General features: G+C 54.4%; 27 protein-coding genes. 5 read left to right on the top strand and 22 right to left on the bottom strand.

Going from position 1 to position 24,836, the window contains the following annotated elements; genetic code table 11:
* The first annotated feature begins 22 nt into the window (after positions 1-22).
* Positions 23-352 carry a DDRRRQL repeat protein YjdP gene (yjdP, locus tag OGY71_RS00495; protein WP_003826698.1) on the top strand — a complete coding sequence of 110 codons (330 nt, stop codon included), beginning with the start codon at positions 23-25 and terminating at the stop codon, positions 350-352.
* A 3-nt stretch (positions 353-355) separates the two neighbouring features.
* Here the strand turns inward: yjdP and phnP are convergent, their stop codons facing one another.
* From phnP to OGY71_RS00410, 17 genes are all read right to left on the bottom strand, one after another.
* Entirely contained in the window at positions 356-1,114 is a 759-nt protein-coding gene (gene phnP, locus OGY71_RS00490) for a phosphonate metabolism protein PhnP (protein ID WP_257662322.1), read from the bottom strand.
* 8 nt (positions 1,115-1,122) lie between these two features.
* On the bottom strand, positions 1,123-1,557 hold the full coding sequence (phnO, locus tag OGY71_RS00485; protein ID WP_286612623.1) for an aminoalkylphosphonate N-acetyltransferase: 435 nt from the start codon (positions 1,555-1,557) through the stop codon (positions 1,123-1,125).
* Complete coding sequence (phnN, locus tag OGY71_RS00480; protein ID WP_008786953.1) at positions 1,544-2,098, bottom strand: ribose 1,5-bisphosphokinase; 555 nt, start codon at positions 2,096-2,098, stop codon at positions 1,544-1,546. The genes phnO and phnN overlap by 14 nt, the downstream gene beginning before the upstream one ends.
* Positions 2,099-2,100: 2 nt before the next feature.
* Positions 2,101-3,237, bottom strand: coding sequence for an alpha-D-ribose 1-methylphosphonate 5-triphosphate diphosphatase (gene phnM, locus OGY71_RS00475; RefSeq protein WP_126957331.1), 1,137 nt, complete (start codon positions 3,235-3,237; stop codon positions 2,101-2,103).
* Positions 3,234-3,920, bottom strand: coding sequence for a phosphonate C-P lyase system protein PhnL (gene phnL, locus OGY71_RS00470; RefSeq protein WP_286612622.1), 687 nt, complete (start codon positions 3,918-3,920; stop codon positions 3,234-3,236). Before phnL ends, phnM begins: the two co-directional genes overlap by 4 nt.
* Positions 3,921-3,931: 11 nt before the next feature.
* Positions 3,932-4,171, bottom strand: coding sequence for a hypothetical protein (locus OGY71_RS00465; RefSeq protein WP_286586891.1), 240 nt, complete (start codon positions 4,169-4,171; stop codon positions 3,932-3,934).
* Between the two features lie 65 nt (positions 4,172-4,236).
* Entirely contained in the window at positions 4,237-4,995 is a 759-nt protein-coding gene (gene phnK, locus OGY71_RS00460) for a phosphonate C-P lyase system protein PhnK (protein ID WP_003844769.1), read from the bottom strand.
* Positions 4,992-5,783, bottom strand: coding sequence for an alpha-D-ribose 1-methylphosphonate 5-phosphate C-P-lyase PhnJ (phnJ, locus tag OGY71_RS00455; protein WP_049259807.1), 792 nt, complete (start codon positions 5,781-5,783; stop codon positions 4,992-4,994). The genes phnK and phnJ overlap by 4 nt, the downstream gene beginning before the upstream one ends.
* A 46-nt stretch (positions 5,784-5,829) precedes the next feature.
* A complete protein-coding gene (locus tag OGY71_RS00450) occupies positions 5,830-6,897 on the bottom strand; it encodes a carbon-phosphorus lyase complex subunit (protein ID WP_003826713.1) in 1,068 nt (355 codons plus the stop codon).
* A complete protein-coding gene (phnH, locus tag OGY71_RS00445) occupies positions 6,897-7,481 on the bottom strand; it encodes a phosphonate C-P lyase system protein PhnH (RefSeq protein WP_193134925.1) in 585 nt (194 codons plus the stop codon). The genes OGY71_RS00450 and phnH overlap by 1 nt, the downstream gene beginning before the upstream one ends.
* Positions 7,478-7,930 (bottom strand): phosphonate C-P lyase system protein PhnG, encoded by a 453-nt coding sequence (gene phnG / locus OGY71_RS00440; RefSeq protein ID WP_008786958.1) that lies wholly within the window; start codon positions 7,928-7,930, stop codon positions 7,478-7,480. Before phnG ends, phnH begins: the two co-directional genes overlap by 4 nt.
* Positions 7,931-8,656, bottom strand: coding sequence for a phosphonate metabolism transcriptional regulator PhnF (phnF, locus tag OGY71_RS00435; protein WP_063941252.1), 726 nt, complete (start codon positions 8,654-8,656; stop codon positions 7,931-7,933). It lies immediately after the preceding gene.
* Positions 8,657-8,676: 20 nt separating this feature from the next.
* Positions 8,677-9,456, bottom strand: a complete 780-nt coding sequence (phnE, locus tag OGY71_RS00430; protein WP_016155398.1) for a phosphonate ABC transporter, permease protein PhnE — start codon at positions 9,454-9,456, stop codon at positions 8,677-8,679.
* A 133-nt stretch (positions 9,457-9,589) separates the two neighbouring features.
* Positions 9,590-10,606 (bottom strand): phosphonate ABC transporter substrate-binding protein, encoded by a 1,017-nt coding sequence (gene phnD, locus OGY71_RS00425; RefSeq protein ID WP_003826724.1) that lies wholly within the window; start codon positions 10,604-10,606, stop codon positions 9,590-9,592.
* Between the two features lie 23 nt (positions 10,607-10,629).
* On the bottom strand, positions 10,630-11,418 hold the full coding sequence (gene phnC / locus OGY71_RS00420) for a phosphonate ABC transporter ATP-binding protein (RefSeq protein ID WP_149335879.1): 789 nt from the start codon (positions 11,416-11,418) through the stop codon (positions 10,630-10,632).
* A gap of 132 nt (positions 11,419-11,550) precedes the next feature.
* Positions 11,551-12,000, bottom strand: coding sequence for a VOC family metalloprotein YjdN (yjdN, locus tag OGY71_RS00415; protein ID WP_218667680.1), 450 nt, complete (start codon positions 11,998-12,000; stop codon positions 11,551-11,553).
* A 139-nt stretch (positions 12,001-12,139) separates the two neighbouring features.
* Positions 12,140-12,475 (bottom strand): zinc ribbon domain-containing protein YjdM, encoded by a 336-nt coding sequence (locus OGY71_RS00410; RefSeq protein ID WP_003031835.1) that lies wholly within the window; start codon positions 12,473-12,475, stop codon positions 12,140-12,142.
* Positions 12,476-13,016: 541 nt separating this feature from the next.
* On the opposite strand from OGY71_RS00410, the gene crfC reads away from it, so the two are divergent.
* Positions 13,017-15,374, top strand: a complete 2,358-nt coding sequence (gene crfC / locus OGY71_RS00405) for a clamp-binding protein CrfC (protein WP_149335880.1) — start codon at positions 13,017-13,019, stop codon at positions 15,372-15,374.
* The gene (locus OGY71_RS00400) at positions 15,371-16,264 is read left to right on the top strand and encodes a diguanylate cyclase regulator RdcB family protein (RefSeq protein ID WP_149335881.1); all 894 of its coding nucleotides are present in this window, start codon (positions 15,371-15,373) and stop codon (positions 16,262-16,264) included. The genes crfC and OGY71_RS00400 overlap by 4 nt, the downstream gene beginning before the upstream one ends.
* A gap of 30 nt (positions 16,265-16,294) precedes the next feature.
* Here the strand turns inward: OGY71_RS00400 and kdgT are convergent, their stop codons facing one another.
* Positions 16,295-17,293 carry a 2-keto-3-deoxygluconate transporter gene (gene kdgT, locus OGY71_RS00395; protein WP_003826735.1) on the bottom strand — a complete coding sequence of 333 codons (999 nt, stop codon included), beginning with the start codon at positions 17,291-17,293 and terminating at the stop codon, positions 16,295-16,297.
* Between the two features lie 699 nt (positions 17,294-17,992).
* Between kdgT and proP the strand changes: the two genes are divergently transcribed.
* Both proP and pmrR read left to right on the top strand, forming a co-directional pair.
* Complete coding sequence (gene proP / locus OGY71_RS00390; protein WP_003826737.1) at positions 17,993-19,495, top strand: glycine betaine/L-proline transporter ProP; 1,503 nt, start codon at positions 17,993-17,995, stop codon at positions 19,493-19,495.
* Positions 19,496-19,750: 255 nt separating this feature from the next.
* On the top strand, positions 19,751-19,840 hold the full coding sequence (gene pmrR / locus OGY71_RS23120; RefSeq protein ID WP_003826741.1) for an LpxT activity modulator PmrR: 90 nt from the start codon (positions 19,751-19,753) through the stop codon (positions 19,838-19,840).
* Here the strand turns inward: pmrR and pmrB are convergent.
* From pmrB to adiC, 4 genes are all read right to left on the bottom strand, one after another.
* Positions 19,834-20,907 carry a two-component system sensor histidine kinase PmrB gene (pmrB, locus tag OGY71_RS00385; RefSeq protein ID WP_126957405.1) on the bottom strand — a complete coding sequence of 358 codons (1,074 nt, stop codon included), beginning with the start codon at positions 20,905-20,907 and terminating at the stop codon, positions 19,834-19,836. The two genes, pmrR and pmrB, sit on opposite strands and share 7 nt — an antisense overlap.
* A 9-nt stretch (positions 20,908-20,916) precedes the next feature.
* Entirely contained in the window at positions 20,917-21,585 is a 669-nt protein-coding gene (pmrA, locus tag OGY71_RS00380; RefSeq protein WP_003826748.1) for a two-component system response regulator PmrA, read from the bottom strand.
* A gap of 4 nt (positions 21,586-21,589) precedes the next feature.
* Positions 21,590-23,227, bottom strand: a complete 1,638-nt coding sequence (gene eptA / locus OGY71_RS00375; RefSeq protein ID WP_003826749.1) for a phosphoethanolamine transferase EptA — start codon at positions 23,225-23,227, stop codon at positions 21,590-21,592.
* A 146-nt stretch (positions 23,228-23,373) separates the two neighbouring features.
* On the bottom strand, positions 23,374-24,711 hold the full coding sequence (gene adiC, locus OGY71_RS00370; protein ID WP_003031853.1) for an arginine/agmatine antiporter: 1,338 nt from the start codon (positions 24,709-24,711) through the stop codon (positions 23,374-23,376).
* Between the last annotated feature and the right edge of the window lie 125 nt (positions 24,712-24,836).

Below are 24,836 nucleotides of genomic sequence, written 5' to 3'. Positions count from 1 at the left end.
AGTTCAACTTCGGGTCTGGCTTATGAAATGTTATCCCATGCTTTTATTGTTTAGCTTGCTGTCACTGACCACCATGTCAGCGCAGGCGGATATTATTGATGACGCCATTGGTAATATTCAGCAGGCGATTAACGACGCATACAAACCGGACAACGGGCGGGATTATGATGACTCCCGTGATGAAAGCTGGCAGCGCCAGATGAGTGACGACCGGCGCAGGCAATATGACAATCGCCGCCGCCAGTTTGAAGATCGACGTCGCCAACTGGATGACCGTCAGCGCCAGCTCGATCAGGAACGGCGTCAGTTAGAAGACGACGAACGCAGAATGGAAGAAGATTACGATCGTTAGCTGTTACTCCAGAACAATCTCCATTCCGTCATATCCTGCCTCAAACCCAGCGGGAAGCTGATTTTCCATCATCCACAGGTCGAACTGGTGGCTGATGTGCGTCAGGATCACTCGTGGGCAGCGGATGACGTCGTTCAATGCGATAACGGTGTTTAAATCACAATGATTGCGCGGTGGCTCGGCGCGCGGGGCATGGCTGCAGTCGATGATAATCACCTGAGGCTGATTATTGTGGAGAAACTTCAACGTCTTGTCGGGAAGTCCGGCGGTATCGGAGAGCCACGCCACGCGGCTATGTGCGGTCTCCAGCAGATAACCAAACGTCAGCTTTGAATGGTTGAGCGGTAGCGGTGTTACCTGCAATCCTTGCAGGTCGAACACCACGAACGGTGCCACGGTATGGCTAAAATCGAGGATGCCGGGATGCTTAAACAGATCGTCGCAACCCTGTTCATCCGGCGGACCGTACACCGGGATGGTCGTCCCCACGCCCCAACGTAGCGGAAACAATCCCTGTACATGATCCATATGATAATGGGTCAGCAGAAACTGCTGGAAGCTGCCCGCCGGCCAGTCGTCCATCAGATGCGGGATCCCCGCGTCCAGCAGCGTCACCGCATTATTGAACTTGACCACCCCGCTACATGGGCGTCGACGGTATTGTGCCTGTAAGCGTGCTCGTTGGCAGGCCGCGCAGTCGCAGCCAAATGTCGGCACTAGCTGTGCGCCGCCCGTTCCCGTCAGCGTAATGGTCAGACTCATGGCTCCCCCTACAACGGTTTGGTGAAGCGAAAATGGCTCATGGTATAGCCTTCACGCTGGTAAAAACGGTGTGCGTCAAGGCGTTGGGTGCTGGTGGAAAGTTCGGTGACTTCTGCGCCCGCTTCGCGCGCGGTGGCTTCGGCCCAGGCCAGTAACTGACTGCCGACCCTTAACCCTCGTGCCAGTGGCATCACCACCAGTTCCTGAATCTCGCCAATCCAGTTGGCGTGGTGCAGATGAAACTGCAGGTGCAGACCGATCAAGCCGACGACCTGTCCGTCGAGCAGCGCCAGCTGGTAGTGCATATTGGGATCTTGCAGATTTGCGGCGTAGCCAGCGCTAAAGGCCTGCAGATCGAATTGGCCCTGCTTCAACTCACAGACAAGCGCGTAAACCGCATCGGTATCGTATAGCGTGGCGCGGCGTAATTCACAGACAGACATGTTTCTTCTCCTTGCGTCCCATCAGTGTGAGTAGTGTATCGACAGACTGTAGCAAACTTCCATCGTTGTTCAGGACGTGGCAGTCATACGGGGCGTAGCGGGCTGCGCGTTCAAGGCGGGCGGCGATTTCCGTTTCGCTCTCCCGTCCACGAGCCTGCAAGCGCTGGCGTAAAATTGCCGGAGAAACCTGTAAGCAAATGGGGAGTAAAGATGTGCCGTAACGGGCCTGCGCCTGGGGCAGATGTGCACGCGAGCCGTTGACCACCACATCAAAACCGGCGTGTAGCCAGAGGTCAATCTCCACGCCAACGCCGTAGTAGAAGCCATTGGCGTGCCAGCTCAGCGCCAGCAGGTTCTGCCCGGCGCGGGTAAAAAATTCTTGTTCGCTCAGCGCAATATGATTTTCATTCCCGGCGTTGGCGGCGCGGGTGATGTAACGGTGCGCCACCAGCAGTTGCGCCGGTTCCTGCTGGCGGAGTTCGGCCAGCAGACTGTCCTTACCGGAGCCGGATGGCCCCATCAGCCAGATCAGTTTACCCATAGTCAGAATACCCTTTTGCCCTGACGCCAGACGTGATCGATATGGATGTTGCCGCCTTTGCGGTGCGCCAGCACCAGATCCGCGCGTTTGCCTTCGGCAACAACGCCACGATCGTCGAGATTTAATGCCCGTGCCGGATTGCGGGTCACCAGACGAATGGCCTGTGGCAGCGTAAAGCGGTTGGCGTCGTCGTCCGCTACGCGAAACGCCGCATCGAGCAGGCTGGCGGGATAGTAGTCGGAGGAGAGAATATCCAAAAGCCCCAGCTCAGCCAGCTTATGCGCCGCTACGTTGCCGGAGTGAGAACCGCCGCGCACGATGTTGGGCGCGCCCATCAGCACGTTCATACCATGCTGGCGCGAGGCTTCAGCCGCTTCGAAGGTGGTGGGAAATTCGGCGATCACGCTGCCAAGCTGGTGCGATTCCAGCACATGATCATGGGTGGCATCATCATGGCTCGCCAGCGCAATCTGGCGCTCACGACACATCTGGGCAATCGCCGTGCGATTGGGCTGTGACCAACGCGCCGCCAGCGCTAACTGTTCTTCTTCATAGCGGGCCATCTGCTCGTCGGTGAGCGAATACTTGCCTTGATAATACTCGCGGTACTTCTCGCGATTGGCGAACTGACGCTGGCCTGGCGAGTGATCCATCAGCGACACCAGCGTTACCGGCTCGCGGCTGACTAGTTTTTCAAACAGCGGCAGGGTAGTGTGATGCGGCAGCTCACAGCGCAGGTGCAGGCGATGCTCGGCGCGATTGACCCCGCGCTTTTGCGTCTCTTCGACCGCATTGATCATCTTCTCCAGATTTTCCAGACGGTCGCCGCCGTCGCGCACATCGCCAATTGCCACCGCGTCCAGTACGGTGGTAATGCCGCTGGCGACCATTAGCGCGTCGTGGCTGCTCATCGCCGAGTGGGCAGGCCAGTCTACCTTTGGGCGCGGGGTGAAAAATTTGTCGAGATTATCGGTATGCAGCTCGATAAGCCCTGGTAGCAGCCAGCCGCCTTCGCCGTCCAGCGCCTCAGGTAGGCTGCTCGGACTTTCAGCAAATGCGCGAATGACCCCGCCTTCGATTTCCAGCGATCCTTGCACCACTTCATCTTCCAGCACCAGCTTTACATTATTGATAATCATGCTGTTGTTCCCATCAGATGCAGACGATCCGCGACGTGGTCGCGCACGGTTTGATCGTGAAAAATGCCGACAATTGCTGCGCCGCGGGCTTTCGCCTCTTCAATTAATGCGACGACGGCGGCGCTATTTTTGGCGTCCAGCGAGGCGGTAGGCTCATCAAGTAGCAGAATTGGGTAATCGACGATAAACCCGCGAGCGATGTTGACGCGCTGCTGTTCGCCGCCGGAAAAGGTCGACGGCGCCAGGTGCCACAACCGCTCCGGCACGTTCAGGCGGGTAAGCAGGTTAGCTGCTTTGGCTGCACACTCCTCACGGGAGACCCCCAGATCCAGCAGCGGTTGCATCACCACATCCAGCGCGGAAATCCTTGGGATCACGCGCAGGAACTGGCTCACCCAGCCGATGGTTGAACGGCGAACCTCCAGTACTTTGCGCGCCGGGGCCTGCACCAGATCGACCCATTCATCGCTGTGGCGGATGTGGATGCGTCCTTCATCCGGCAGGTAGTTGGCGTACAGCGAACGTAGCAATGTGGATTTGCCGCTGCCCGAGTGACCGTGCAGCACCACGCATTCGCCGCTTTTAACGTCCAGAGTGGCGTTTTGCAGCACCGGTAGACGCACGCCGTTTTGCTGATGCAGGACAAAGGTTTTACTGACATTTTCAACGCGGATCGCGTTCATTTTTAGCCTCTTTAGACATTTTTGCGTTCGATTGCCTGATGCGCTTCGCTTATCAGGCCTACAACCAATGCCGCTCCGTAGGCCGGATAAGGCGTAGCCGCCATCCGGCACAAGCGATGCCGTTCCGTAGGCCGGATAAGGCGTAGCCCCCATCCGGCACAAGCGATGCCGCTCCGTAGGCCGGATAAGGCATAGCCGCCATCCGGCACAAGCGATGCCGCTCCGTAGGCCGGAAAAGGCGTAGCCGCCATCCGGCACAAGCGATGCCGTTCCGTAGGCCGGATAAGGCATAGCCGCCATCCGGCACAACAAAAAATCAGTTCTGCAACACCGACGACACCAGCAACTGGGTATATGGATGATGCGGATCGTCGAGCACGCGATCGGTTAACCCACTTTCCACCACCTGACCTTGCTTCATCACCAGCAAACGGTCGGCCAGCAGGCGCGCGACGCCCAAATCGTGGGTGACAATAACTACCGCCAGATCCAGTTCCACCACCAGGCCGCGCAGCAGGTCCAGCAGTTTGGCCTGTACGGAAACGTCCAGCCCGCCGGTAGGTTCGTCCATAAACACCAGTTTGGGATGGGTGACGAGGTTGCGGGCAATCTGAAGGCGCTGCTGCATGCCGCCAGAAAAGGTGGTGGGCAGATCGTCGATACGCGAGGCAGGGATCTCTACCTCCTCCAGCCAGCGCTGAGCGGTGGCGCGGATGTCGCCGTAGTGACGCGCGCCGGTGGCCATCAGGCGTTCGCCGATATTGCCGCCTGCGGAGACCTGACGGCGCAGGCCATCCAGCGGATGCTGATGCACCACGCCCCATTCGGTGCGCAGCAGACGGCGTCGGTCGGCCTCGTTCATGCCGTACAGCGAACGGTTCTGATACAAAATCTCACCGCTCTGCGGCGTCAGCCGTGAAGAGATCGATTTCAGCAGCGTGGTTTTGCCGGAACCGGACTCGCCGACGATGCCCAGCACTTCGCCTGGCCACAGGTCAAAAGAGACATCGCTGAAGCCCTTGCCCGGCGCGTAGAGATGGGTCAGGTTGTTGACTGAAAGCAGCGGTTGCGTCATTTGCTGAGGGCCTCGCTCTGTTGGCGGCAGTAGTCGGTGTCGGAGCAGACAAACATGCGTTTGCCGGTGTCATCGAGCACCACTTCATCGAGATAGCTGTGGGTTGAGCCGCAGATGGCACAAGGCTCATCCCAGCTCTGCACGGTAAACGGGTGATCGTCGAAATCGAGGCTTTCCACGCGGGTGTAAGGTGGAACGGCATAGATACGCTTTTCGCGGCCAGCGCCAAACAGTTGCAGGGCCGGCATCATGTCCATCTTTGGATTGTCGAATTTCGGGATGGGCGACGGGTCCATGACGTAGCGGTCATTGACCTTCACCGGATAGGCGTAAGTGGTGGCGATATGGCCGAAGCGGGCGATATCTTCATACAGTTTCACCTGCATGATGCCGTACTCTTCCAGCGCGTGCATGGTGCGAGTTTCCGTTTCACGCGGTTCGATAAAGCGCAGCGGCTCAGGGATCGGTACCTGGAAGATGATTATCTGATCTTCCACCAGCGGTGTTTCCGGGATGCGGTGGCGGGTCTGGATCAGCGTCGCATCTTCCGTACGCTCAGTGGTATTCACTCCGGTCACACGCTTGAAGAAATTACGAATCGACACGGCGTTAGTGGTGTCGTCTGCGCCCTGGTCAATCACCTTCAGCACGTCCGGCTCGCCAATCACGCTGGCGGTAAGCTGAATACCGCCGGTTCCCCAGCCGTAGGGCATCGGCATTTCACGTCCGCCAAACGGGACCTGGTAACCCGGGATTGCCACCGCTTTCAGAATTGCGCGGCGGATCATGCGTTTGGTCTGCTCATCAAGATAGGCAAAGTTGTAGCCGGAGAGGTTAGTGGTCACGGGTGGCCTCCTGTTGCAGGCGTTTGAGCAGTTCCAGTTCGGCCTGGAAATCGACGTAATGGGGAAGTTTGAGGTGCGAAACAAAACCCGCCGCCTCGACGTTATCCGCATGCGCCAGCACGAACTCTTCGTCCTGCGCCGGTCCTGTGACCGTTTCATCGTATTCGGCTGCCTGTAGGGCGCGGTCCACCAGCGCCATCGCCATCGCTTTACGTTCGCTCATACCGAACACCAGCCCGTAGCCGCGGGTAAAATGGGGGGATTCATTTTCTGGCGCGACAAACCCGTTAACCATTTCGCATTCGGTCATCAGCAGTTCGCCGACGTTCACCGCAAATCCCAGCTCTTCTGGTACGGTTTCCAGTGCCACATAGCCACTGCGGATTTCGGCGGCAAACGGGTGGTTGCGCCCGTAACCACGCTGAGTGGAGTAGGCCAGCGCCAGCAGATAGCCTTCGTCGCCGCGCATCAGCTGTTGCAGACGTGAAGCACGTGAGCAGGGGTAAACCGGCGGCGTGCGGGTGATGTCGTCGGGTGTCGCGCCATCATCCTCTTCACGCTTTGCCAGTCCCTGGTTGGCCAGAAGGGAAAAGACGTGTGGGGAGGCATCCTGCGCGCCGTCTGCGCTGCGCAGAGACGGCGTTTCGCCATTGGCCAGCAGGGTAAAATCCAGCAGGCGATGGGTGTAATCATAGGTTGGTCCCAACAGTTGCCCGCCGGGAATATCTTTGTAGACCGCCGAGATTCGGCGCTCAAGGCGCATTTCTGCACTGTTAACCGGTTCACTGACCGCCACTTTTGCCAGCGTAGTGCGGTAGGCGCGGAGCAAGAAGATGGCTTCGACGTTATCACCGCTGGCCTGCTTCAGCGCCAGCGCCGCCAGTTCGCGGTCGGCGATGCCGCCTTCGGTCATCACCCGGTCAACGGCCAGGTTCATCTGCTGTTCGATTTGTGCCACGCTCAGTTCAGCAATGGTCTCATCGCCCCGGCGTCGGTTTTCCTGCAGGGCGTGGGCGTTGGCTATCGCCTTTTCGCCCCCTTTGACGGCGACGTACATCAGCACACCTCCACATGGGTGGTTCGCGGAATAGCCAGCAGGCGTTCGCCGCAGGTGAGGATCAAATCGACCCCCAGTGGGAACGGGTGCGGGCGTTCGGTGAGTTCGTGAATCAGGCATTCCGGCAGCTGTGGCGCGATCATGCGCTCTTCGGCAATGCCCGCACCGGTCAGACGCAGCATACGTCCGCCGCTTAAGCCTGCGACCTGCACAATCAGCGTGGCGCTGGTCTCTGGCGCGACGGCTGAACCGGCGGAGAGGGCGTTAAGCTGTTCGCTGCTGATGCGCTCGTCGGTGACGGCAAAGGCCGCCAGCTGCGGCTGATCCACCAGCGGCGCGTTGGTATGAAAACGCAGGTTCTGGCGGGCAATATCGTTATCCATCGACGGCGCCAGCCAGACCGGCGTGTCGCCATCGACCAGGGTCAGCAGCACGCTGGTGGTCGCCAGACCCAGCGGCTGCCAGCCGTGTTTCAGTTGATGCAGGGCGACGATTACGCCCGGTTCGCTCATGGCTTTCAGCAGGCGACGAAAGCTCTGCTGAGCATCCTGAACGGGTAAATTAAAAGCGGTCTGTAAGGTCATGCGTTATCTCCGCGTACCAGCGTGAAGAAGTCGACCCGGCTGGCGTTGACTTCGGCACGGCGTGCGTTAATCAGCGCATCGCGTTCCGCTTCCAGCGGGGCAATTAAGGTTTCCATTAGGTTCTGGAAATGCGTTTGTTCCTGCAGCAGTGCGTCAATCACCGCGCACTGCTCGGCATGTTGTTTATTGCGTCCCAGCAGGTAGCTGTAACCCAGCGTGCCGCTCTTCAGGCGTACCACTGCGCGGGTAAGGGTGGTGTCACCGGCAAAGAAGCGGTTGCCGGTACCGCCCATACGGGCCTGGATCTGCATCAGTCCGCTTTCCGGAGCGCGGATAAGTTCATAGTCCGGCGTCAGCTTGAGCGCGGTGATGCGGGCGTTCAGGGCATCGGCATTGCTGTATGCCAGCGCGCGCATCCAGCGCTGGCGGGTGGCGGTATCGAAATGCATTCAGTGCTCCATAGTGAATTCGATCATGTCGGCGCGGGTCAGGCTGACGGAGTATTCCGCCGCGTGTTCTTCGCCTTCACGGTGGTTCAGGGTGCGCACGCACAGCAGCGGCGCCATATTGGGGATTTCCAGCACCTTGCTCTCTTTGGCCTGCGCACGGCGGGCGCTGATGCGCGTTTGCGTGCGTAGCAGCCTCAGACCGGACTGTTCGCGCAGGTAGTCATGCAGCGAACCGCTGTTGAAGCCTTGCAGCAGCGGCCACAGCGAGAGGTCGGAAAAATAGTGGTCGATCTGGCACAGTGCGATGCCGTTAACCCGGCGCAGGGTGCGCAGGTGAATCACGTTATCGCCCTCGTTTATGCTGAGCGCATCGGCAATGTGGCTGGAGGCCGGACGCAGCACCGCCAGCAGTTTTTCGCTGGTGGGATGGCTGCCCTGGTCCAGCAGATTCTGACTAAAGCGCGCCTGGGCATTAAGCGGGTAATCGAACGGGCGCATCAGCACCAGCACGCCGACGCCCTGACGACGCTGAACCCAACCGCGTTCAACCAACTGGTCAATGGCGCGGCGCAGGGTGTGGCGGTTTACCTCGTAGCGCGCGGCAAGCTGATGCTCGGCGGGCAGATAGTCACCGCAGCGATAATGTTGACGTAGCTCCTGCTCAAGTCTCGCGGCAATTTCCTGATAACGCGTTGGATAACTGGTCGGATGTGTAGACAAGTGCATAGCAATCAATGCCTCGCTAATCAGATAAAGTGCTTACGCAAACGCTGGGAAAGAAAATCCAGCAGGCTGACGGTGACGATGATTAACACCATCAGGGCGCAGGTTTGCTGGAACTGAAAGCCGCGAATCGCTTCCCATAAGGTCACGCCAATACCGCCTGCACCCACCATTCCGACCACCGTGGCCGAGCGAACGTTGGATTCAAAGCGATACAGCGAGTAGGAGATAAGCAGCGGCATGACCTGTGGCAGAACGCCGTACAGAATCTCTTCAATTTTGTTGGCACCGGTGGCGCGAATGCCTTCTACCGGACCTGGCTCAATAGCTTCTACTGCTTCGGAAAGCAGCTTGGAGAGTACCCCGGTAGTGTGGATAAACAGTGCCATCACCCCGGCGAATGGGCCTAACCCGACGGCGACCACGAACAGCATGGCGAAGACCATTTCATTGATGGCGCGGCAGGCGTCCATCAGGCGACGCATCGGCTGGTAAATCCACCACGGGACCAGGTTATCGGCGCACATCAGGCCGAAGGGGATCGACAGCACAACGGCGAGGGCGGTACCCCAGACGGCAATTTGCAGAGTGACGGCCATTTCACCGAGATAGTCCTGCCACTGGCTGAAGTCCGGCGGGAAGAAGTCGGCGGCGAAGGTCGCCATATTGCCGGAATCCTGGATTAGCGTGAGCGGAGCCATTTCGGCACCTTTCCACGAGACTACCAGTACGGCGAGAAGAATGGCCCAGCTCAGCAACGAGAACCAGCTACGTTTGGGCGGGGCGACGGTGATGGTTTGCATGTTTAGCTCCTGGGTGTCGATGTTTCGGGTCTGTTGTAGGCCGGATAAGGTGCTGGCACCGCCATCCGGCATGTAATCCTTTGCATTGCCTGATGGCGCTGCGCTTATCAGGCCTACAATTTGGGCACCAGGGTTACTGCACCGCTTTGGTGACGCTGGTCATAGCGCCCAGTGCGGCGGTCAGACGGTCAAGGTCATCGAGCTGCGCTTTCAGCACCGAGGTTTTGCTGGTTTTCTCTTCCTCGTTCAGCCCTTTGTTGTCCTTCACACCCTGCATCTCTTTAAACAGCGCCAGCTGGCGAATCGGCACCAGTTGCAGATCGCTGGAGGCGCGGAACGGTGCCCATCCCAGGCGTTCCAGTACGGTTTTCTGTTCCGGTGTTTTTCCGTAATTCATAAAGAAGTCGTACACCTTGTCCTTGGTGGTTTCGGAAAGGTTTTTACGCCAGACGATCGGATCGCCCGGGATCAGTGGCGACTTCCAGATAACCTTCAGCTCTTTCAGTTTTTCCGGCGCGGAAGTTTTCAGCTTGTCGAGGTTTTCGGTGTTGTTGGTGGCGACATCGACCTGCTTGTTGGCGACGGCCAGCGCGTTGGTTTCGTGTCCGGCGTTAACGGTGCGTTTGAAGTCGCTGGCGGAGATGTTGTTTTTGGCGAAGACGTAGTAGCCGGGGACGAGGAAGCCTGACGTTGAGTTAGGATCGCCGTTGCCGAAGGTCAGATCCTTACGTTTAGCGATCAGATCGTTCAGGTTATTGATCGGACTGTCTTTGTTAACGATCAACACGCTCCAGTAACCCGGGGATCCGTCGGCGGCGACGGTCTGGGCAAACACTTGTCCGTTAGCGCGATCCACCGCTTCCATTGCCGAGAGGTTGCCGTACCAGGCGATATCAACTTTGTTAAAGCGCATTCCCTGGATGATCCCGGCGTAGTCCGGGGCGAAGAAGGCGTTCACTTTCACGCCCAGTGATTTTTCCATGTCCTTCAGGAACGGTTCCCACTGCGGCTTCAGGTTTTGCTGTGATTCGGTCGAAATAATGCCAAAGTTCAGCGCTTTTTCCTGCTCTTCGGCATGGGCCGGAGTGAGCAGTGTGCTGAGACTAAACATGCTGGTGAAGGCCAGCGCGGCAATTGTTCTATAACTCATTTCCATTCCTCATTGTGGGGATGTCAGGCAGCCTGCGCGTTCTGTTCGACGCGGTTCATGCTGCGGTAGAGATGGTCAAAACGATCGTTATCAAAATGCTGGCTGCTGCCATCAAAGAAGACGTTGCCCTGGCGCAGCGCGACGATGCGTTCGCAGTAGCGCAGGGCGTAATCCACCTGATGCAGCGTGACGACCACGGTGATGCCGTCGGTCTGGTTTATGTCGCGTAGGGTGTCCATCACGATGCGGGCGGATTCCGGGTCCAGCGAGGCTATCGGCTCGTCGGCGAGGATCACTTTGGCTTGCTGCATCAGTGCGCGGGCGATTGCGACACGCTGCTGCTGACCGCCCGAAAGCGTGGAAACGCGCTGGTATGCAAAGTGCGCCATGCCCACGCGGGTCAGCGCCTGTAATGCACGCTGTTTTTGTTCCTGGCTAAACCAGCTAAAACAGGTACGCCAGAATGGCGTGCTGCCGAGCGCGCCAATCAGGACGTTCTCCAGCACCGTCAGGCGGTTCACCAGATTGAACTGCTGGAAGATGTAGCCGGTGTGGGCGCGGCTTTTGCGGATATCGCGCGCCAGGCGGCCTTCATGTTGAACGGTGCGGCCCAGCAGGTCGACGCGGCTACCGGGGGATTTATCACCGGTGATCAAACCGCTTAAATGACGTAAAAGGGTGGATTTGCCGGAGCCAGACGGCCCAAGCAGAGCCACCATCTCACCGGAACAGATGTTCAGATCAACCGCATTGAGCGCCTGATGTTGATTGAAGGACTTGGAGAGTTTCTCGACGCGAATAATCGTTTGCATGATGCGGCCTCCCTAAAAAAGTGGCCCCATCGTGGCGGATTAATGTGACGTTTTCGTTAAGGGATGGTTACTCGACGATGAAGAGTTGAGCGCTATTTGATGACAGTACGGGAGGGCTGGCCTCCCGTTGGATTACTCTGTAGGGGGTTGCTGTTGTTTGACGACGTTGATCATCCACGGCACGCCATACTGGTCGCTCACTTTACCGAAACCGTGGGCCCAGAAGGTTTCCTGCCAGTCCATTTCGATTTTTCCGTTTGCTGCCAGGTTATCAAACCAGCGTTTGCCTTCATCGACGTTTTGCGTGTCGAGCACCAGCGTAAAGCCAGAGTAGTGAGCATTTCCGCCCGGGGCGCTATCGCTCATCATGATGTCACTACCCGCAACGCGCAGGTTGGCGTGGGCGATGGCGGTATCGGGGAATTTCATGCCTGAAGGGCAACCATCTTCGCTATCCTGCGCCGATTTGGGCATTTCACCGAAGTTGATTTTGTAGAGTAGCTCAGCGCCTAACGTTTTTTGATAGTAGGCGATAGCGTCAGCGCAGTTGCCTGCAAAGGAGATATAGGGACTTAACGGCATAATCTTTACCTCAGGTAAAAGAAGCCAATTAAGTGTAGTTAGCGTCTGCAAAAATAAACCAGGCGGGAAGTATGAGCTTCCCGCCTGGCAGAAGAGCTGGTGTTGACCTGATTAGCGTCGCGCTATCAGGCAAATTGCATCAGTTCTTTTTCACAAACTCAGATTTCAGCTTCATTGGGCCAAAGCCATCGATTTTGCAATCGATGTTGTGGTCGCCTTCAACCAGACGAATGTTTTTCACTTTGGTACCGATCTTCAGCATGGAAGAGCTACCTTTTACTTTCAGATCTTTCACGACGGTAACGCTGTCGCCGTCAGCCAGCAGGTTGCCGTTGGCATCTTTAACGATCAGTTCGTCGCTGTCCTGCGCCGGTTCAGCATCGTTCCATTCGTGAGCGCATTCCGGGCAGATGAACATGCCGTTATCTTCGTAAGTGTATTCGGAGTTGCATTGCGGGCAGTGTGGTAATGACATGTGGATTTCCTCAAAAGTCAGCAGGGGCAAATGCGCCCAAAAAATGGCAGATTGCCGAAAAAGGCCGCAATTATACATAAAATCCCTGCTTTTGTCGGGACTACTGCGTGATTACGCAAAATGATCTGCTGTAAAGACCCTCTGCTTTCACCTCAATGAAAGTATGGCGGAATATTTTTTAAGGGAAATTGCTACGCTTAGATATTTAAGATAAGGTGAGGCGAAATATCTGATATTCATAGGTAACATTGCTTAGAAATGCCTAAGTCATTGTGATTGAATATCATTGAACCCCTTAAATTTAGTAGGGGGATTCCGCTGGCATTTTTTAAAACTGAACTACGCTGTTTATCTTTCTTACTTATTTTCATAAGTGAGAGGCATCAGGCCAGCGGTTATACACCAAATTTATTTTAATAATATCAATTGGTTGTTTTGATTTTAATTATTTCTATACGTAATTATAAAAGCCAAAAAATCTATAAATAAAACGATTGGGCTAAATAAAAGCAATGCCATTTGCGTTAAGGAAAAATTTTCCATGCACACACAGACAATATATGAATTAAGTCAGGAAGCGGAACGCTTGCTGATGCTCTCGCTTGAACATCTCAGGCAATTGCAAAAATTGCCCGTGACCTCGTTGGATGATGTCGCGCTAAAACAAGGAGAGCATAGCAGTCAGGTTGTTCAGCCCCTGCATTTCAGCGCGCGTGGCATGGATGTCCAGCAAGCAACGCTCAATAATGAGCTGCGCAAGATTACGCGTCTGGAAATGGTGCTGGCGATTGTTGGCACGATGAAAGCGGGAAAATCGACGACGATTAACGCGATTGTAGGTACAGAAGTTTTACCTAATCGTAATCGCCCCATGACGGCGTTACCAACGCTAATACGCCATACGCCGGGGCAGAAAGAGCCGGTGCTGCATTTTTCACATGTCGCGCCGATCGATGCCTTAATGAAGGTTTTGCAGCAGCGCGTGCGCGAGTGCGATCGCCTGCGTCTTACGCAGACCCTGGAAATTGACAAGGATATGAATGTTCTGCTGCAACATATTGAAAATGGTGTGGCATTTGAACGGTATTATCTTGGTGCACAGCCTATTTTCCATTGCCTTAAAAGCCTCAACGACCTGGTGCGCCTGTCAAAAGCATTGGACGTTGATTTTCCTTTTGCCGCCTATGCCGCGATTGAGCATATTCCGGTTATTGAGGTTGAATTTGTCCATTTGGCCGGACAGGCAAGCTACCCAGGGCAATTAACGCTGCTGGATACCCCGGGGCCGAACGAGGCGGGACAACCGCACTTACAAAAAATGCTCAATGAACAGCTGGTGCGGGCCTCTGCTGTGCTGGCGGTGTTGGATTACACCCAACTGAAATCGATTTCCGATGAGGAAGTGCGTCAGGCGATTATGGCGGTCGGCAAGTCAGTGCCGTTATATGCGCTGGTCAATAAATTCGATCAGAAAGACCGCAACAGTGATGATGAAGAACAGGTGCGGGCGTTGATTTCCGGCACGTTGATGCAAGGCGGAATCTCCCCTGAAAGAATTTATCCGGTCTCCTCAATGTGGGGCTATCTGGCAAACAGGGCGCGTCATGAGCTGACGACGCGCGGGCGACTGCCGGATCATCAGGAGCAACGTTGGGTGCAGGATTTTGCCGAAGCGGCCCTTGGTAGACGCTGGCGTACCACTGATCTTGACGATACGGAACACATCCGCCATGCCGCCGACCTGTTGTGGGAAGACTCGCTGTTTGAACAGCCGATCCAGAAAGTGATCCATGCCGCTTATGCTAATGCTTCGCTGTATGCGCTTCGCTCAGCGTCACATAAGTTATTGAACTATGCACAAAGCGTGCACGAATATCTGGAATTTCGCGCCCATGGGTTAACGGTCGCCTATGACAAACTGCGGCTGAACATCACGCATATTGAAGAGGATATGCAGCAGTTAGAAGTGAGCCAGGGGCGGGTAAGCGATGAAGTCAGCCATGAAGTAGAACTGGCGCTGGAGGCTGCTGCTGCCTATCTCAGTGAGCAACAAACCGAGATTCTTTGCGGGATCAACACGTTCTTTGTCAAAGAAAACGTCCTGATGATGTCACAACACGGTCTGGGGAATGCTGTGAATACGGCAGAAATGACCGGAGAAATGTTGGTGCTGCATGATGAAGGGCAGGCGAAAATTGTGTTAGATAAAATACGCTCGTCCTGTGAGGGGGTATTGCTGGCGGCGCAGGAAAGCATCAGCCGGGACTTAGCCCTGCGTTTTGAACAGCTTGAGTCGACGCTCTCCCGGGCGCTAAATGACGCGATGCGGCCAATTGAACAAAGGGTGAAAGAGGAGCTAAACCACGCCGGTTTTCGTGCGCGGATCCGTTTTCCAGCGTTCCATACGGCGATGTTTAATTTCAATACCCGCCAATTGTTTAACGAGGCCATTGAGCAGGATATTCCGGCAGAAAATGCGCCGTCTACTGGCGGTGTGGTGCGTGACACTTTCTCTCGTTGGCTAAATCAACCCAACTGGGGATGGAATGATTACGTCGAAACAAAAACGCGTTATCTCATAGATATGGGCGCATTGCATAAGAGCCTTGTGCAGTACGTCTCCCAGTTTTGCCAACAAATTCGTAAAGCTTTAGCTGCCCAGGTCGATATTTCCGTTACGGCTGGCATGGCCACATTTTTTGCTGATTTCTCTCTGTGCCTGGCGCAATTGCAGGCGAGTCTGAGTGAGAGTCTGACGCTACGCCAACAAAATGAATCCGCGGTGAATGCAATGAATGAGCAATTGCAGCAGCGCATTACGATTGCGGCATGGCTTTATGAAGATTCCCGTTTGCTGCGTGACGATATCAATACCCTTTTTGCAACCGAGCACACATGACTAACGTTTTACTGGAAGGCCCCGGGAGGACGCTGGAGTGTGTCTACCCGAAGTTTATGGTCGATCTGGTTCAGGGAGATGAAACCAAACGTTTCGGCGGTTTTCTGCAGCAGCAGCAGCGGCTGCGCGCGCGTCTGACGCAGGAAGTGTTATCCCAGACGCAACTGCGTGCGTGGGTGATGGCAGGAGTGTCCAGCGAACATCTGGTGATGCGCCTTAAGCTGGTGGAGAAGCTGGCAGGCATGATTGACCCGGGTCATCTGGCGCTGGTACGGATCGCCGAAGGGCTAATGTTTTTGCAACAAACAGAACACCCGCGTGGGCTTTCAACCCCCGGTCTTTTACAGCAAATAAATTCACTGACTGATTGGTTTACCCAACGCGCGGCGTATAAAGAGAAGGCGCTGACCCAGCGCGGCCTGACGGTTCAGGCGGGCGAGCATAGCGAACAAATTTTTACCCGCTGGCGGGCTGGCGCGTATGACGGCTGGTCGTTACCAGGACGCTGTTTTGTCGCGCTGGAGGAGCTACGTTGGGGAGCTTTTGGTGATGCCTGCCGGTTAGCGAATGCCGATGTGGTGTTAATGCTAAAAGACAACCTGCGAACCATGGCTGCTCAGGCATTGGCGGACAGCGTGAATGCAGCGCCCGCTACGCGTCATTACTATCATCATTGGCTCAGCACGCCAGCTGTCGGCGGATCGGGCGAGTATAACGATATGCTGAGCTGGCTGGGGAGCTGGTGCGATGCGCAACGTCATCCTGTGAGCTGGTCGGTGACGCAGCGTTGGCAAAATGTGGCGCTGGGAATGCCGCGATTGTGTTCGGCAAAGCGGCTGGTCGATGCGATGGTTGAGGAGATTTTTGCACCGACCCTGCTCGTCAATTGAGCAGGGCTGGTGAGTAGGATAAAGGCAGGTTTAGTGGTGCAGAGAGTCTGCCGGGGTGGCCACTGCTTCGTTGGCGACCAGGTTTTTATTAAAACGTTTGGCGTACAGCGCGGTGATAATCGGCACCAGAATGGCGGTGACAATTACGCTGGCGGCAACCAGCGCCGTAGCGGATGCGGCAACCGGTTCGAACGCCGGGTTAATCTGGGCGATAATCACCGGGTTTGCTACCGCAGCACCTGCTGCAGAGGAGGCTGCGACGCCTGCCGTACCGTTCCCGCCACCAATAACACGGTCAGCAATAATCAGCGGAATACCGGTGATGACGATAACCGCGACACCCAGCAGGATACCCAGCAGACCGGTATCAACGATCACGCTCAGGTTAATAGTGTTACCCAACGCGAAGCCGAAGAACGGGATCAGCACCGGTGTGGCTTTGCTGAAGAAAGAACGCAGGTCGTGATCCAGGTTGCCCAACGTAAAACCAATCAGGAACGGTAATACCGCGCCGATGAAATGGTGTGGCTCGAAGGAGGCCAGACCCGCGGAGCCGAGGATCACCATGGTCATTAACGGACCGGATTCCAGAGACATCAACACAAATGCGCCGGACTCTTCTTTGGTGCCGTACTGGTTCATCAGGCTGGCGTACAAACCACCGTTGGTCATGTCCATTGCGGAGACAATTGCCAAAACTGAGAGGCCTGCAAAGAACCCGGTTTGAATACCGGTATCAGGAATAAATGAAGCAGCAATCATTGCCACTACCCACGCCACGGCTATTTTGGTTATTACCAGCGTACCGGACTTGCGTAATACCGTACCGGTCGCCCGTAAATCAATAGATGCGCCGATACAAAAAAACCACACTGCCAGAATCGGTACCGTTCCGCTGATCATTCCTTTGGTAAACGAACCGAAATACGCACCGGTATCCGGGGCTAACGTATTTAACACTGCGCCTAATAACAGAGGAATCAACATCATTCCGCCGGGGATGCGTTCAATCGTGGCTTTAATTTTCATAAACGTCCTCATGTCTTGTCGCTGCTAAAACTCGCGCAAGAGGGTAAAAATTAATAAATTCAAATGGTTACTGGTGTTTCTTAACAAAGAAAATCGCTATCTCTTTGTTTTATAAAATCTAACGCGGCATACGTTGAGCGTGTTGCTGCTCCCAGGGATATTGCGTCTGGAATTAGTTTGCATTCATGGGAACATTGATTCAATCAAAATAAAACGATGTTTTAGTTATCTTCATCACATATTCCGAGCAAAAGTTCTCGGTCGCTCTGATTATTAAAAAAGCTGTGATCTTTTTGTGAAGGGATTAGGTGGTTTTTTTGCTAGCAGAATAATAGTGACCGCTGTGATTGTTGGTGCAATAAAGCGATTTATTTTTGTATTTAATTGTCATTAAATCGCAAGCATTACATGTAAAAAAGCTGACTAAGAATGACCTAATTTACGCATGTTGACGAAATGAAAAACTATATGTGAAGTTGATCACAAATTTAAACGCTGTTAGGGTAAAGAGGTCATTAACCGCCCAATCAGGCGTCAACAGGTTCGGTTGTACTGTGCGTTTCTCGTCAGTGTAAGTAAACCTGCTACGCTTGTTACAGGGAATGCGCCTGTGCGTTCCCCGCTCGATGATGACCCTGACGCATGGGCGTTGGGGGACTCGAACTGGAGCGTGACAGGGCTAAGTCTATGAGGACGAGTATGCTAAAAAGGAAAAAAATAAAACCAATAACGCTGCGCGACGTTACCATCATTGATGACGGTAAATTGCGAAAAGCCATTACCGCAGCGTCGTTAGGTAATGCGATGGAGTGGTTCGATTTTGGTGTTTATGGATTTGTTGCTTACGCATTAGGTAAAGTGTTCTTCCCGGGGGCTGACCCCAGCGTGCAGATGGTTGCCGCACTCGCCACCTTCTCTGTTCCCTTTCTGATTCGACCGCTTGGCGGATTGTTCTTCGGTATGCTTGGCGATAAATATGGTCGCCAGAAGATACTCGCTATCACCATTGTGATTATGTCGATCAGTACCTTCTGTATCGGTCTTATTCCCTCGTATGCCTCAATTGGTATCTGGGCACCGATTCTGCTGTTGCTGTGTAAGATGGCGCAGGGGTTCTCGGTCGGCGGAGAGTATACCGGGGCATCGATTTTTGTCGCAGAGTACTCGCCAGACCGTAAGCGCGGATTTATGGGCAGTTGGCTGGACTTCGGCTCGATTGCCGGGTTTGTGCTGGGCGCGGGCGTGGTGGTCCTGATCTCAACTATCGTCGGCGAGGATAACTTCCTTGAGTGGGGCTGGCGTATTCCGTTCTTCCTGGCGCTACCGTTAGGGCTGATTGGTCTGTACCTGCGCCATGCGCTGGAAGAGACGCCGGCGTTCCAGCAGCACGTGGATAAACTGGAGCAGGGCGATCGTCAGGGTCTGCAGGAAGGTCCTAAGGTCTCGTTTAAAGAGATTGCAACTAAGCACTGGCGCAGCCTGTTGGCATGTGTTGGTCTGGTGATTGCCACCAACGTCACCTACTACATGCTGCTCACCTATATGCCGAGCTATCTGTCGCATAACCTGCATTACTCTGAAGACCACGGCGTGTTGATTATTATCGCCATCATGATTGGTATGCTGTTTGTGCAGCCGATTATGGGGTTGCTCAGCGACCGTTTCGGGCGTCGTCCGTTTGTGATCATGGGCAGTATTGCGCTGTTTGTGCTGGCGATTCCGGCATTTATTCTGATTAACAGTAACGTCATCGGCCTGATTTTCGCCGGATTGTTGATGTTGGCGGTGATCCTCAACTGCTTTACCGGGGTGATGGCGTCAACGTTACCAGCGATGTTCCCGACGCATATTCGCTACAGTGCGCTGGCCGCCGCGTTTAATATCTCGGTATTAATCGCCGGTCTGACTCCGACATTGGCCGCATGGCTGGTGGAAAGCTCGCAGAATCTGATGATGCCTGCTTATTATCTGATGGTGATTGCGGTAGTAGGTTTGATTACCGGCGTGACCATGAAAGAGACGGCTAATCAGCCGCTGAAAGGCGCGACACCTGCTGCTTCGGATATTCAGGAAGCGAAAGAGATCCTCGGCGAACACTACGATAACATTGAACAGAAAATCGAAGATATCGATCAGGAAATTGCTGAGTTACAGGTTAAGCGCACGCGTCTGGTGCAGCAGCATCCGCGTATTGAAGAGTAACGGTGTTATTGCCTGATGGCACTACGTTTATCAGGCCTACGGGCAGCGTTGTACTTTCGTAGGCCGGATAAGGCGCTAGCCGCCATCCGGCGCATGGCCTGGACATTCGTGTTAATGCCTGATGGCATTACGCTTATCGGGCCTACGGGCAGCGTTGTACTCAGTAGGCCGGATTAGGTGTCTTATGATATCAACTTAAGGTTGGCTTAATCTGTGTCAGGCAAACTCTCCTCCATAGTTTCGGAGGAGAGTGTCATGAAAACCCGTATTTATGAAAGTTTGACCACCGTATGCAGTGTGCTGATTGTTAGCAGCTTTTTGTATGTGTGGGTGAGCTCTTACTGATTTTTCGCCAATTCCACCCATGCGCGAGTGCCGCTGGCTCCCTGGCGATTTTGCAGATAGAAATGCCCTTGATGTAACTGGGTGATACGACTGACAATGCTCAGCCCCAGCCCAATCCCACCAAAACGGCTGTCCATTCGGACGAATGCTTTACTTAACTCCCCGCATTTACTTTCATCAATGCCCGGCCCTTCATCTTCGACGGCCAGGACGGCATCATGCTCGGTGTTCAGGATAATCGTAATATGGGTGCCTTCCGGGCTGTAACGATGCGCGTTTTCCACCAGATTTCGTAGCAGCATCCGCAACAGCGTAGCATCGCCACGCACAACAACGTCCGCCGCGCTTTGTGGCAGGAGCAGCGTCTGTTTACGTTGGTCCAGCATGGTGTTGAGTTCATCGTAGGAGGGCAGAATAACGTCCTCCAGCAGTTTGACATTCTGGTAACTCCCGGCTGAAAACGACTGTCCGACGCGGGCGAGTTGCAGCAGTTGCGATACGCTGTCCATCATCTGGTCAAGGCGGGCAATTAACGGCGTAACGTCGACCTTATGGGTTTTGGATAATAATTCCAGATGCAGGCGAACGCCTGACAGCGGTGTACGCAGTTCGTGGGCGACATCGGCGGTAAATAAGCGTTCGTTTTCAATAGTGCTGGTCAGCCGTGTCACTAGCTCGTTGAGCGCTGAGACAACGGCCTGAATCTCAACGGTTGAGCTGTGAATTTCAATTGGGGCCAGGTTATCGGCTGCTCGCGCTTCTAACTCTTTTTGCAGATCTGCCAACGGGCGGGTTATTCGTCGTACCGCCTGATAGCAAATCAGCAACGTCAGGCTGACCATAAAGATGCCGGGGACGATCAGGCTGGCGATAGCCTCGCGGATCTCATGCATGATGTGGCGATCGTTATTACGATTTTCGCGTAGCGCCTGTTCGAATAACTGTATTTGTTCGGTACTTTCGTGCCACAACCAGAAGGTACTAATCAACTGAAAGACCAGCAGAATAAGACCAATCGTCAACATCAGGCGATGACGAAGCGGGAGCGGTTGTTTTAGATATTGCAGCGGTTTCACTTAGCTTTCCTCAGTGGCGACCAGCATATAGCCAAATCCCCTGACCGTGCGGATGCGTGATTTACCGACTTTATCGCGCAGATTGTGAATATGCACTTCCAGCGTATTGGTCGACGGTTCGTTATCCCAGCTGTAGATGTCGTTATACAAAATTTCCCGGTGTACCGGGCTGCCCGCTTTGAGCATCAGGCGTGACAGGAGTGCGTATTCTTTCGGCGTCAAGATAACCTCTTGTCCGTCCATCCACACCTGGCGACGACCGATATTCAGCGTCAGATTGCTGACAATTAATTCACTTTCACCCTGATTGTTGTGGCGACGCAGAAGTGCCCGGATGCGGGCGTGCAGTTCTTCCAGTGCGAACGGTTTGACCAGATAGTCATCGGCGCCCACGTCCAACCCGCTGACCCGATCTTTGAGCGTGTCACGGGCGGTGAGAATAAGCACCGGCACGGTGTATTTTTTCTGCCTGATCCGGTTCAGGAAATGCAGGCCGTCTTCATCCGGTAAACCCAGGTCCAGAACAACCAGACTGTAATGTCCGGTTTCCAGACATTGCTCCGCTGCACGGGCCGTTGATACGCCGTCGCAGGCATAGCCTTCTGTTTGCGCGGCGAGTATCAGTCCCTGTAATAACAACGTATCGTCTTCAACAATCAGAATTTTCATTCGTTTAGCCTCCCCGGCAGGGTTGCAGAATATCATCTGCCGCCTGATATTTCTGTGTTTGCACGCCCGTTAATCCCAGCAGAGTTGAGAAGAGATTATCCTGCGAGAAGTCTTCTGAGCTTGCCCGTTTTTGCAAACATGTCTGAGAGACCTGATAGCGTTGCTGATAATCCTCGGAGAGCCACAGCAGCATCGGCACATGTTTTTGCGTATCTGGTGCAATCGAATACGGCAGGCCGTGCAAATAGACGCCATTTTCCCCTAAGGATTCGCCGTGATCGGAAAGATAGACCAGGCTGGTGGTGAAATTATCCTGGTGTTCTTTCAGTATATTGATTGCTTTATCAACAATATAGTCAACGTAAAGAATGGTGTTGTCGTAAGTATTGACCAACTGTTGCTGCGAACAGGTCTGGATTTCGTTGGTATCGCAGGTTGGCGTAAATTTCTTAAACTGCGCAGGATAGCGGTTGTAATAGGTCGGACCGTGGCTGCCGATGGTATGCAGCACAATCACGCCGTCGCCTTGCAGGTTATTAATGTACTCTTCCAGCCCGTGGAACAGGACTTCATCGTAGCATTCACCGTCAATACACTGCCCTGGCAGGTTCAGCTTAGTCATATTCTGGTGTGGAACCCGGTCGCAAGCCCCTTTGCAGCCGCCGTCGTTATCGTTCCACAGAACGTTAATTCCCGCCCGCTGAATGATGTCGAGTACGCCTTCCTGATGCTGTGCCAGTTCTTCGTCGTAGTGCGCGCGTGGCATGTCCGAGAACATGCAGGGTACTGATACTGCCGTTGCCGTTCCGCAGGATGTGGTGCGGGGGAAATAGACCACATCATCTTTTTCCAGCAGCGGGTTGGTCTGGCGCGAGTAGCCTGACAGCGAGAAGTTATCGCCGCGCGAGGTCTCGCCGAGAACCACAATCGTCAGGTTTTTACGCTTTTCTTTTACCATCAATGGATTGCGATGTGCATCCTCGCCAATGCGCACCAGCGGCAGGTGGGCCAGTCGCTGGTGTGAATACCAGGATGACGTCGCCACAATGCTGTTGGATGGACTGAGGGATTTCACCAGTTCTTTGTTGTTGCGAAACAGTGAGGCGTAATCTTTATAGAAGAACGCAGCGACCAGCACGATCAGCAGCGCGGAGATCAGAATGTTCGCGCCACGAAACAGTATGCTGCGCATGACTGGCGTGATCGGTTTGATTTTTACCCAGCAGGCAATGAGCGCGGCCAGAATACCGCTGATCCCAAGTGTAAGCACCATTCGTGGCGTCATGAGGGCGAAGGTTTCAGCGGGCGTAGTATCCATCATATTGGCGATCATCGAGCGGTCGATGATGATGCCGTAGGTCATGATGAAATATTGGGCCGATGCACCAACCAGAATGAAAATGCACGCCACAAGGCGATTAAGCCACAGGAATGAGGCCAGCGTCAGCACGATGTTCATGACGCTGAACGCGACCACCGGCATTGATAAAAACACCAGCACGTTACGCACAGAGTCCAGAGGCAGGTCTTGCAGCACTTGTTTATAGAACGCAATGTTCAGGAAGGTCGCAAGATAAAATGAGATCAGCAGGAGCCAGCTGATTAGCCCGAGAGTGGGCCTTTTAAACAAGAGCTTTAACATTAAGGGGGTTCCATCGACTATGTGGCGCAAATCCTCTCAAAGTAAAATTAAGCCAACCTTAAGTTCTTAATGTTGATTTTTCGAATATCAGCGAGGCAGCGTAGGCCCGATGAACTGACGCCATCGGGCAATGACGATTGCTTAAGTTAGTTATTGTTTACCGGGGCATCCAGTGGATACGGGTTTTTATGGATCCGGTTGTAGTTCAGTGCGTACAGCGCGGTGATGATCATCAGCGTGACGAACGACCACATCACTTCTTTGGCGCCGGAACCGACAACCGCCCAGATGCAGTAGACAAAGGCGATAAAGGTCACCAGTAAGTACATCGGGCGTGCTTTACCAAAGTGGCCATGGCCGAGCAGCAGTAGCGCGGCGCAGGTGTACAGATACGGCACCAGGGTGAAAATAACGGAAACCGAAGAGACCAGACCAAACTCTTTCGCTGCGTTCGGCGACATACTGCTGAACTGGAAGATGGTCATCAGGATGCCGACAATAATTAACCCGGCCACTGGCGTACCGGCTTTGTTCACGCGGGCAAAAATCGGTGGGAACAGGCCGTCATCGGCTGCGGCTTTGGCGGTTTGCCCGGCAAGCAGCGTCCAGCCGCCCAGAGAACCAAGACACCCGGCAGCAGCACAGAAGGAAACAATCGCCCCAGCGGTGTCACCCAGCGCCATACGTGCGGCATCACCGAACGGAGAGGCTGATACACGCAGCGCCGCATTAGGGATCATACCCATGATTGCGGTGGTGGAGAGCACGTAGCAAACAGCGGCAATCAGCACGCCGCCCATGGTGGCGATAGGTACGTTACGTTTGGGATTTTTAACCACGCCAGCCGCAACGGAGGCGCTTTCCACCCCGATAAATGACCACAAGGTGACGTTCAGAGTGCTTTGAATCGCGCCGAAGGTGTTCATGCCGCTGACGTTCCAGGCCGCCATATAGGTTTCACCGCGGAACCAGAACCAACCGAAGACGGCAATCCCGACAATTGGCACCAGTGCCAGTACCGTTGCGACGGCCTGCACGCGGGTGATCATTTTCGGTCCGACAATGTTCAGTAATACGAAGATCCATAGCACTACGACGCAGGTCAGCGTCAGGACCAGCGGATCTTTTAAGATGGGGAAGAAGTAGCTCAGGTAACCGACGCCAATGACCACCATGGCGATGTTACCAATCCAGCAGGCCAGCCAGTACAGCACGTTGGTCTGGTAGCCCAAAAAAGGACCGAAGCAACGGCGGGCGTAAGCATAAGAACCGCCGGGACTGGAGTCTAAGGACGACATTTTGGCGTACACCATCGACAGTGCCAGAGCACCGATAATCGTGACCAACCATCCGTAGATTGCAATCCCGCCAGTTGACGCAAGGTTTGCGGGTAGCAGGAATACACCGGAACCCATAATATTCCCCGACACCATAAGGGTGACGGGGATTAAGCCCACTTTGTGAGCATCAGCATCCGTCGACATATTTTTTAACTCCTGATAAGGATAAATGACGCCTTATCATACCTCGTCAAAAGTCTGTTTAATGATGACGGAGCTGGGGTATCGCTAATGCTGATATTATTATGGCTTATCGCTAACTGATTAAA

Origin of the sequence: Citrobacter sp. Cpo109, from assembly GCF_030332565.1 — a bacterium.
Lineage (GTDB): Bacteria > Pseudomonadota > Gammaproteobacteria > Enterobacterales > Enterobacteriaceae > Citrobacter > Citrobacter portucalensis.
The sequence above is the reverse complement of the archived record's forward strand: the minus strand, read 5'-3'. Positions and strand labels throughout refer to the sequence as shown.